At 63.7% G+C, this 9,652-nt stretch carries 9 protein-coding genes; 8 read left to right on the forward strand and 1 reads right to left on the reverse strand.

The genetic code is table 11. From position 1 onward, the window contains the following. Positions 1-131: 131 nt before the first annotated feature. Entirely contained in the window at positions 132-1,739 is a 1,608-nt protein-coding gene (locus ACN4F8_RS18200) for a hypothetical protein (RefSeq protein WP_419474862.1), read from the reverse strand. A gap of 419 nt (positions 1,740-2,158) precedes the next feature. Here ACN4F8_RS18200 and ACN4F8_RS18205 point away from each other — a divergent pair, with 419 nt between their 5' ends. The 8 genes from ACN4F8_RS18205 (at position 2,159) to ACN4F8_RS18240 (ending at position 9,272) form a co-directional block, all read left to right on the forward strand. Further along, entirely contained in the window at positions 2,159-2,722 is a 564-nt protein-coding gene (locus ACN4F8_RS18205) for a hypothetical protein (protein ID WP_419474863.1), read from the forward strand. Continuing rightward, entirely contained in the window at positions 2,719-4,221 is a 1,503-nt protein-coding gene (locus ACN4F8_RS18210; RefSeq protein ID WP_419474864.1) for a hypothetical protein, read from the forward strand. Before ACN4F8_RS18205 ends, ACN4F8_RS18210 begins: the two co-directional genes overlap by 4 nt. 245 nt (positions 4,222-4,466) lie before the next feature. Then, complete coding sequence (gene dnaB / locus ACN4F8_RS18215; protein ID WP_419474870.1) at positions 4,467-5,804, forward strand: replicative DNA helicase; 1,338 nt, start codon at positions 4,467-4,469, stop codon at positions 5,802-5,804. A 50-nt stretch (positions 5,805-5,854) separates the two neighbouring features. Next, positions 5,855-7,048: a competence protein CoiA family protein gene (locus ACN4F8_RS18220; RefSeq protein ID WP_419474865.1), complete on the forward strand. Its 1,194-nt coding sequence runs from the start codon at positions 5,855-5,857 to the stop codon at positions 7,046-7,048. A gap of 158 nt (positions 7,049-7,206) precedes the next feature. Beyond that, on the forward strand, positions 7,207-7,644 hold the full coding sequence (locus ACN4F8_RS18225; RefSeq protein ID WP_419474866.1) for a hypothetical protein: 438 nt from the start codon (positions 7,207-7,209) through the stop codon (positions 7,642-7,644). 2 nt (positions 7,645-7,646) lie between these two features. Next, positions 7,647-7,925, forward strand: coding sequence for a hypothetical protein (locus ACN4F8_RS18230; protein ID WP_419474867.1), 279 nt, complete (start codon positions 7,647-7,649; stop codon positions 7,923-7,925). A 314-nt stretch (positions 7,926-8,239) separates the two neighbouring features. Continuing rightward, entirely contained in the window at positions 8,240-8,611 is a 372-nt protein-coding gene (locus ACN4F8_RS18235; protein ID WP_419474868.1) for a hypothetical protein, read from the forward strand. 70 nt (positions 8,612-8,681) lie between these two features. After that, positions 8,682-9,272 carry a DUF7007 domain-containing protein gene (locus ACN4F8_RS18240; RefSeq protein WP_419474869.1) on the forward strand — a complete coding sequence of 197 codons (591 nt, stop codon included), beginning with the start codon at positions 8,682-8,684 and terminating at the stop codon, positions 9,270-9,272. Positions 9,273-9,652: the final 380 nt, after the last annotated feature.

A 9,652-nucleotide genomic window follows, 5' to 3' on the forward strand; every position in this document is an offset into this window, starting at 1 on the left:
GTCCACGTCGACCAGTTTCACGATATTGCAGAGAGCACTCGCCCAAGGGTCACCCAACGCGGCATGTAGACCGTGAAGACACCCCTCCAGACAGCCGGCGACGCCCGTTTGCGTGCAGATCTGCCCTGCGTTCAGGCTTTGAGAAGTTCGTCGGGATTGCCGCCCAGATTCGCAATGATGCGACGTCGTGCAACGGTGGCTGCGGCCGACAAAACAGGAATGTCTGGGCGCTCGGCACCTTTCCAGTCAATGTGCTGGCTCAACTGCAGGCGACCGTCGACGTGGCTCTGATTGGCGATTGCCGCGCGTTGCAGCAGATCGGACAGATCGACCTTGCCTTCGGCCACGGCACACATGATGCGTTCGTAGTCGGTGATGTCGACCACGAAGATCTGGTTGAGCGGCATGCGATCGGCACCGGGCGAGTCGCTTGAGAAAAGGGGAACGTCAGGCATGAGCCTTTGCGTTGCTTCTCCGCTGACCAGCAACAGGTCGCGGCTGGTGATCACCATGAGGAAATCTTTCTGCGCGCCCGAGAAGTCCCCGTGAAGCGGGCTCTCGGGCTGGCGCACGCTGTGGGCAACGTGCAGGCCTTGGTGGATGGCCTCGCGCACGCGTCTGATTTTGTCGCGCAACACAACGGGGTCGTCTTCGAGAATCACGTCGTCGTGGAAATGGCTCAGCTTTGCCTCGATGAACACGTTGCAGCTGCCACACGGGATGGCCACCTCGACCACGTTGCCCAGCTGGCCGCACCGCGCGCGGTAGGCCGATTCGGTGATGCCCTGAGGGCAGGCGTTCATGGCCAACTCGGTGACGTAACTTTCGAACACCTTGCTGTAGCTGTCGGTGTACGCCTGCCCCAACGCGTTCAGCCGCAGGTGAACCGCGTTTTCCATCCCACGCGCGAACACCACCGGATGCCACAGCTGGAAGCGACCGTCCTCGCGTCGCAGGAGCGGGAAGCGCTGCAGGTACGGGAACTCGTTGAGTTCGGCCATGCCGCGCGTGCGCTTGGCAGCATCCGCCTGAAGCTCATCACGCAACTCGCCCAGGTTGCGTGCGAACAGCAGCAGAAACGTGTCCAGGTCGGCGCCGTAATGGGGAGAGAGGGGCGCGAGCACGTCCGTCTCCAGATAGCGCTCGCTGTTCAGCAGGAACGAGAAAACGGCCACGGCGAGTTCGGCGTAGCGCTCCGGTTGCATTCCCATCGCCTGCACGAACAGGCTGCGCGCGCGGTGGTTCTGCGGCAGTCGGGCGATCAGTGCTGGCCAGCGCAGAAAGTTCCAGGTGGGACGCCGCTGAAAGTCGAACTGCACGTACATGATGCGCCGCATCAGTCGCCACAGGCCGCCTGAGGCCGCGTAGGTCTCTCGTTCGTGCTGGCCGGTGTTCCACAGCTTTCCCACCAGGACTGCGTGCTGTCGGGCGGTGTACGGCTGGTACTGCGGGCCGAATGCCAATGGCACGCGCGTGTCCTGCAGCGCCCACTTGACCACCAGCAAGTGCAGCCAAGGCATGCTTTTGACCATCTCAAGGTGGTTGTCGTGCTCTTTCCACAGCTCGGCCAGCGCGACCTGCACCACGGCATGCGCTCCGTGCTGGCGAACCACGTTGATGACCTCGCCGTAGACCTTCTCGATGCCGGGGCGTCGCACCGGTGCCACGGACTGCGCCATGCGCGCGTACAGGGGCAGGGCGTAGACGGGGAGGGTGGATTTGGAGGGAGCAGTGGCCACGGGCAATTTTCTTGGGGTGGTGCACGCTGCGGCCGAGGCCCAGGCGCGTAAATCGGGATCGCTGCGATTGTGGCCGCTCGGTGCTGGCCAGCGACACGCCCCCGCCGGCGCCGATATCGCCCCGCTGCCACCCGACTTTCCCGATTATTAAAAGATATATAACTAGCCGTTCCCCCATCCCCACAAGACACGCCTTCCTGAAAAACCCGGGCAGTAGGGCCCCCTTTGGTCGACCTCCCCTTCCCCTATATCCCACCTCACATCCATGGCGCCGCGCCGCCGCGAGTCCCACGTCCCTCGTCGGTACGAGAGAAGAGGTTTATCAGGAAAGAGGGGGAGGGGGCTTACAAAGCACCGCTATTCATATATCTTTAATCCCAGACAGGCCCACCTTCCCTGCTCACCACCTCATCACCGCCATGAACCAACCCCATCCCCAACCCTTCGTCCTAGGCAGCGGACTGCGTGACGTACCCGCCGATGTGGGTGGCATCTGTCTCGTCTTTGATCGCGAGGAAGTCACCAACCCGCGCATCGGGCGCTGCGTCGATGACCTGATGTACCTCTCGAACTCGGCCGAGCATTGCCGGCGCTTTGCAAACAGCGTCGTGTTCGTCTTCGATGGCTACAACGACGACCCGCGCGAGGTCCACGAGATTCCCGAGTGCCGCGCCTTCCTGGCCACGCTCAACGCGCATTGGCCCTACTGGATGCACTTCCTCGCGCCCATCCCCGATCTGTGGGCCACCTTCCTGCTGTGCCTGACGCCGCCCGCGCCACCGGTGGACATCGGAGAGGGCAAGTTCGCGCGCCGGTACGACCCCGCCGCCTTCAAAGGCCTGCTGCTGGAGCAGCTGCACGCCATGAACAACCTGCACCAGCTCCACGCGCTCGATGTGCCCACGCGCCAGCGCATCTTCCAGAGCGCCATGTCGGCCGTCGACGCCACCACCATGGACCACCCCGAAGGGCCACAGCCATGAAAACCCGCCAGCCACCCCGCGCTCCATCACCCGCTGCCGTGGACGGCGCTGCGCCGCGCAAACGCGGCAGGCCGCGCATCCACCCCCTGACAACCCCGCTGCCGCCCGAGTTGCCCCCTCCGGTGCCGCCCAAGCGCGGCCGTGCCCATCCCAATGCGCCCAGCCACGAGGAAGTCATCGACAGCTATTCGCGGGTTTGCCTGACCCAGGTGGAGCCGAAACCGCTGGCGCAGAGCAGCGTGCGCGCCAATGCCGTGCTGTGGGGCGCCTGGTGCCGCTGGCTTGCGAGCCAAGCCCTGCACTGGAGCGACGCCACTCGACAGACCATCGAGACCTTCCTGGACGGCCCGGCGCCCAGCCTGCGCCGCCAGCACCGCCCCGCGCGCAACCCCTCCAAGATGTCCAGCCTCACCCGGGTGCGCTATTTCAGCGTGCTCAAGGGCGCTTATGGCCACGCCCGCACGATGGAATGGATTGATCAGGTGCCCACGGTCGACGACCTGCAGCCCAAATACGAGGCTGAGGATGCAAAGGGCGGGGTGCTGCCCCCCGGGGTGCTCGCGCGCCTGCAGAACACGCGCCAGCTGCAGGAGATCTTCTCCCCCACCTCCGACACCAAAAGCCACTGGCGGCTGCTGCGCGACCGCGCCGCCGTGGCGCTGGTGGCCGAGTGCGGCATCACCACGGCCGAACTCATCGAGCTCCAGCTGCGCGACCTCGGCGCCGGACCCCACACCATCGTCCAGGCCATGGCCCAGGCCGCGCAGCGCACGCTGCCGGGCAGTGAGCGAGAGGGCACGCCACCCACCCCAAGCCTCAACCTGAGCAACCCGGCCATCGACAACCCGGCAGGTGCCCGCATGCCCGCCGCCCCGGTGGTGCTGACCGTGCGCCCCTCCCAGCCCCACAGCGAACGCGCGCTCAACGGACGCAGCTTCGTGCTGCCCGCCCGGGTGTGCGAGGTCTTGCTCCCCTGGGTGGCGCAGCGCGAGGCGATGCTCACCGACATGACCGCCAGGCACGTCCCGCTCGCTCGGCGGGAGGCCCACATGAAGAAACACGGTCTGAACGGGCCGCTGTTCCCCTCGCGCCAGTCCCGCAAAGACGAGGAGGGCAACGCGATCAAGGACCGGTTTTTTCCGATGGAGCCGGCAGCGGTGTACCTGATCTTCAAGCGCGCCTTTGCGGGGCTCGACCCCTCCAGCGGAGAAGGCGTTCGGGGCACTCCGCGCACCGCGCAAGGCACCTCGGTGATCCGCAACTCCCTTATCCAGCACTGGCTGCGCACCATGCCCGAAGAGGAGGCACAGACCCGCGCGGGGTTCAAGACGCTGGAGGGCATGCGCGTGATCGCGCGCGCCGCCGGCATCACCACACAAAGCACCACCAGCCCCGGTGAGGCGAGCCAAGCCGAGATCGAGGGGGCGGACACCCGCATTGACAAGAAGCGACAACCCGGCCAGAAAGCGGTACGCCGTGAAAAAGGAGATGGCGCGTGAATCACGACGAGTTCGAAGACATCAGCCAGCCTCCACAGCCCAGTGGGGGACTTTTCGACCCGACCCTGCGTCCCAACGGCGCAGAGCCGCAGGCCGGGTTCGCGCCTTCGCGTCCTGCAGCCAACGGCAAAGCCCGACCGCATGAACGTCGCCCCACCCACGCCGCGCCCGCGCCCTTCGAGCCACCATCCAGCTTCGACGCGCCCGAGGCCTACAGCGCTCCTCCTGGCGATTCCGGTACCGCTCTGCTTCGCGTGCCCCCGCACTCCGTGGAAGCCGAGTCGAGCGTGCTGGGTGGCTTGCTCTTGGACAACAGCGCCTGGGACCGGGTGGGCGATCTCTTGCGCCCGGACGATTTCTACCGCTACGAGCACCGGCTGGTGTTCGAGACGGTTGAGCACTTGGTCAACGGCTCACAAGCGGCCGATGTGGTCACCGTGTTCGAGCGCCTGCGCAGCCTGGGCAAGGACGAGAGCGCCGGTGGTCTGCAGTACCTCAACTCGCTGGCCCAGTACGTGCCCTCGGCAGCGAACATCCGCCGCTACGCCGAGCTCGTGCGCGAGCGCGCCATCCTGCGCCGCCTCATCTCAGCCAGCGACGAGATCGCCACCTCCGCGATGAACCCCCAAGGGCGTGACGTGGCCACGATCCTCGACGAGGCCGAGCAGAAGGTGTTTCACATCGGAGAGCAGGGCTCCCGCATGAAAGACGGCTTCCAGTCGATGCACAACCTCGTGGCCCAGCTGATCGACGATGTCTCCGCGCGCGCGGACAACCCCAGCGATGTCACGGGCGTGCCCACCGGCTACATCGATCTGGACCGCATGACCTCGGGGCTGCAGGCCGGTGACCTGGTGGTGCTGGCCGCACGCCCCAGCATGGGAAAAACTGCTTTCGCCATCAACATCGCCGAACACGTGGCGCTGCACGAGGACAAAGCGGTAGCGGTGTTTTCGATGGAGATGGGCGCGTCCCAACTGGCGCTGCGCATCGTGGGCTCCATCGGGCGCATCCACCAGAGCCACCTGCGCAGCGGCAAGCTCACCGACGATGAATGGCCGCGGCTGACCGAAGCCATCGAAAAACTGCGCAACGTGCGCCTGCACATCGATGACAGCCCCGGCCTCAAACCCTCCGAGCTTCGCGCCAACGCGCGGCGGCTGGCACGGCAGACAGGGGGGCTCGGGCTGATCGTGGTCGACTACCTGCAGCTCATGAGCGGCAACAACGACGGTGACAACCGCGCCTCCGAGATCGGGGAGATTTCGCGGGGCTTGAAGATGCTGGCCAAGGAACTGCAGTGCCCGGTGATCGCGCTCTCCCAGCTCAACCGCAGTGTGGAGGCCAGGGCAGACAAACGCCCCATGATGAGCGACTTGCGCGAGTCAGGCGCCATCGAGCAGGATGCCGACATCATCATGTTCATCTACCGCGATGAGTACTACACCAAGGACGCTTGCAAAGAGCCAGGCGTTGCCGAAATCATCATCGGAAAACAAAGGAATGGCCCGACCGGAACCGTCAAGCTCGCGTTTTTGAACACGTTAACTCGATTTGAGACGATCCAAAGTTTCGACCACTGAGACACATCCGGCAAGATGCACACGGACCCCAACTTGGAGAGCTTTCGGCAATGGCAGCGGTGATGATCATGGCGTACGACGCGCTCGGCGAGATCCGTTTCGTCGGTGATGTGACCAAGGGGGCAGGGTGCGGCTGCTTCTGCCCGACCTGCAAAAGTCCTTTGGTGGCCAAGCAGGGCAACGAGTACGAATGGCACTTCGCGCACGAGGCCTCACAGGAGCGTCCCGAGTGCGCGGTCGGCGCGGAAAACCTCGCACGAAGCCTCGGCATCGAACACCTGCGCCACCTGCACGCGCGCGGCGCGCTGGTGCTGCCGCTCTACACGACCAACGCCAGCGTGAGCACGCTGTGGCTCTCCCGATCGCAGCCGGTGACATGGGGTGCGCAGCTGGTGGGAGCCCTCACATGGCGCGATGCGCCGACCAAGGCCCAGCCGGTGGCCACCGGGATGCTCGAGACGGGCGCGCCGATGGCGTTCTTCGTCCAGGTGGGCGGCATGTCCAGCCCTTCTCTGGACGATCTGCCCGAGGACTGCGCCTACGCCACGTTGGTGGTGGTCCCTTCGTGGCCACGCGGAACCAGAACGCGCCAGGAGGCGATGGCCGCACTCACGCAAACCGCGCAGATCCACTGGGGCTACCAGCCCGACTCGTACGGCATGCGCGCGTCGGCTCAACGTGAGATCGATGCGATGGAGCGGCGGGCGCACGAGATCGCCGCCGAAAACGAACGCCAGCGCTCGCTGGCGGCGGGCATGCGTTGGGCGGCCATCGCCAAGGCCAGAAGCCACAACTTGGCGGCTGCGCTTCAAGCCAGTCCGCACGGTGCGATCACACCCGCGCAAAACGAAGCAGCGGCGCCGCCGCCGATGAGCCGGGTTCCGGCCAAGGCCGATCCCGAAGCCCGCTTCCCCCAGTACCCGGGTCATGCACCAGGCTGCAACTTCCAGTTCTTTCGCCTCGGACCCGATGAGGCCTGGGTGTTTTACGAACTGGACAAAGAGTTCGTCACGCAGCGCGGCATGGCGCCTGCCGCCGACAAACCACAGAAGGTCTGGGGCATTGCGCCGGCGCACGGACACACCGAGGGCTGGGATGAATGCCTGCCGCCCAGCGTGGGCAAGGGAGACCTCGACGCCGGCATCTACTGGGTGCGTGACCTCATGTCCGCAGTCGGTTTCCTGAGCCCCCGCTCAAAGGGCTCCAGTTCGGGTCACGATCCCGCAGAGTTCGAAGGCCTGTGAGGCGCGCCCGTATCGGCCGGGCCCGCACGACTGGTCGCCATCGCTGGCGCTGATCGCAGCCAGCACCTAGACTTTCTCCACCTTTCGCAATTGCGACTGCGGCATGCCCTGTGCATGCATTCAACATCCTGACGGGAACATCCCGTTGGGGGTGCTCCTTGTCAGGTTTCAACAACCTCAAGGAGTACAAAAAAATGGGATATCTAGAAATCCTTGTGGCACTCGCGCCGGGAATGCTCACTGCAGTTCTGGGTCTGGTGGTGACGCTGTGGGAGCCGATGAAAATGCGGCTCAGGGAGTACCGTGAAGTCCCCGAGATGGTGGAGCGTGCGCGAGAAATCGCCCACGACCTGTCGCTGCTGGGCTCTGGTGCTGCCGCCTACATCGGTTACCGCGACGAGGACATCGTTCTCATCGCTTTCACCTTCGCATGGTTTGTCGCGTTTTCGACAATCGCAAACAGAGCTGCCCTTTGGGCCACTGAGCTACGTGAACGCGAAGAGAAGAAGGCACATCGAAAGATGGCTGGAACCGTGCGCAGCATTGCTCGTGACGTCGTCCGCGCTGAGCTTGAGCGAAGCAAGAAGGACCTTTAGAAATGAATGGCCTCACGCGAAGCACAAGCCGTTGCGTTTCGTGGGGCTCGCCCTACAATCAGGACATCAACATGCAGCACATACTGAACACGATCATGTCAACCGCCGATCTGCTCAAAATCATCATGCTCGTAGGCATCATCTTCGCGCTCTTGGCAAGCCGTTGGATTAGCAAGCAAACCGCAATCCTGGCCGAAGAGAATCGCCGCGCGGATCAGAAGATCGACTATCTGGAAGATCGTTCGACGCCCCCTGGGCGCCGCGCGAGAGCAGACGCTTAACCACCCGCAACAGAGCCGCAACAGCTCAAACCCAAAACGCCCCCAGCTACCAGCTGGGGGCGTTTTGCTTTGTGCTTCCAACTGCAAGAAGCAACTTCTCACCGGCTCGCCACCGTCACCGGCAAGTGGGCATGCCAACCCATTGGCGGGCCACCCACAAGTGGTCGTCATCGCTTGCACAACAGTACTGCCACGGCGACACTTCCGCCACCTCTCGCTCTATGCGAAAGCTGCGTGCCCTGTGCACGCCACATCACTTCCTGCCACCGGGCCCAGTCCCGGTGGGGATTGAGGCCCTCACACGAGAACCTCAAATGGAAATCCACAAGATGCTGTGCCTGAGCACGGCGCACCTGACCTTTTCGACGCGCACGCTGCTCGAACAGGACGAACTGCCGGGCTCGATCTTCTTCCCCAAGGACAGCCACGGCTGGTTCATGCATGTGCCCGAGCAGCAGCTGCTGCAGGCCACGCTGATCGATGCACCGACGGACGTGAGCGACTGCCTGACTTTGGCTTGTGCCCGCGGCTTCCAGTGGCTCATGTTCGACTCGGACGGCCCGACGCTGAGCGAGTTGCCGCTGTACGAAGAGATCAACCTCGATGCTGCCGCGACCGAGGCGCTTGACCGCATGACCATGGGCTATGTGTCCAACGTGCTCATGCAGCCCCTCTCCCAAGGCTGACCCATCCAACCTGCCATGTGGCTTCCAGTGCCAGTGGCCTGGAAGCTCGTGGCGTTCCCTAGAAAACACCATGAAAACCATGAACACCCCGTGGGGCCCTGCTGACGGAATCAGCTACCTCAATGACGAACGCACCATCATCCGCGTTCACACCTCCTCGCATGGCGGGATCGGTGTGCGCTCCGATGTGTCGATGCCACCGCACTTCCCATGCGGCCTGGATGGTGACAACTGGCGCTGGTACGAGGAGGACCAGGAGTGGTGCTTCCCCGCCACCGCACACCCCGCTTGCTTCAATCCGGAGGCGGTGCAAATCGCCAAGGACCTGATGCGCAACTGGTACCCCGACGCATTTGAGGCCCACTTCGCTGAGAAAGTGACCGCCTCGAATTCAGCGGCGCGCCGGCGCGACGAGCTCAACAGCCGATTGCACGGAAACTACCGCGTGAAAGCATGCTGGTCCGACAGCTGCTGGAACGTGCCAACGGGCCAGGTGCTGGCTCTCGGTCTGAGGGCCAGCGATGGGGACGAAGCTACCTTCCTTGTGCCCAAGGCCGACTACAAGGCGCTGGACGAACTGGTCTTGGATCAGTACCCAAGATTCACACCCGACCGCACGCTGCCGTACTCCAAGCCGCGTGAACAAATACCGGTGAATTGAGGGTGCTGGGGCTTCAACGCGGTGTCGACCCATCGTTGAAGCCCCCAAAGGGATGGTGAAGCAACATTTCAGTTGTACTGGAAAGGCACAGACCCATACAATGAAGGCTACCTTGGTGCTCGCACCATTTGTCGTCTCCATGACGACCAAAACCAATTGGGTCTCACTTGCGAGATCGGCTACCTGAAACAGCTGTAGTCCATCATGAGCGTCACTGCTGTTCGCAGCCTTGATGCCGACAAGAACCACGCTGGAGAAATCCAGTGTGGCTCTGTCACCTGGTTCATGGGTCTCTCGTGACCGGTGCGCGTCGTTCCTTGTGTGTTTTCTCATCGAGAACGCAGAAGGGGCGACGTGCCCGGAAACAATTTAGGAGAGTC

This window comes from Hydrogenophaga sp., assembly GCF_048549895.1.
In the GTDB taxonomy this organism is placed as follows: Bacteria; Pseudomonadota; Gammaproteobacteria; order Burkholderiales; family Burkholderiaceae_C; genus Hydrogenophaga.

Excerpts from the sequence above, each read along its gene's own strand:
- ACN4F8_RS18205 (WP_419474863.1), top strand. The coding sequence starts at position 2,159 with ATGAACCAACCCCATCCCCAACCCTTCGTCCTAGGCAGCGGACTGCGT.
- ACN4F8_RS18210 (WP_419474864.1), top strand. The coding sequence starts at position 2,719 with ATGAAAACCCGCCAGCCACCCCGCGCTCCATCACCCGCTGCCGTGGAC.
- ACN4F8_RS18220 (WP_419474865.1), top strand. The coding sequence starts at position 5,855 with ATGGCAGCGGTGATGATCATGGCGTACGACGCGCTCGGCGAGATCCGT.
- ACN4F8_RS18230 (WP_419474867.1), top strand. The coding sequence starts at position 7,647 with ATGAATGGCCTCACGCGAAGCACAAGCCGTTGCGTTTCGTGGGGCTCG.
- ACN4F8_RS18235 (WP_419474868.1), top strand. The coding sequence starts at position 8,240 with ATGGAAATCCACAAGATGCTGTGCCTGAGCACGGCGCACCTGACCTTT.
- ACN4F8_RS18240 (WP_419474869.1), top strand. The coding sequence starts at position 8,682 with ATGAAAACCATGAACACCCCGTGGGGCCCTGCTGACGGAATCAGCTAC.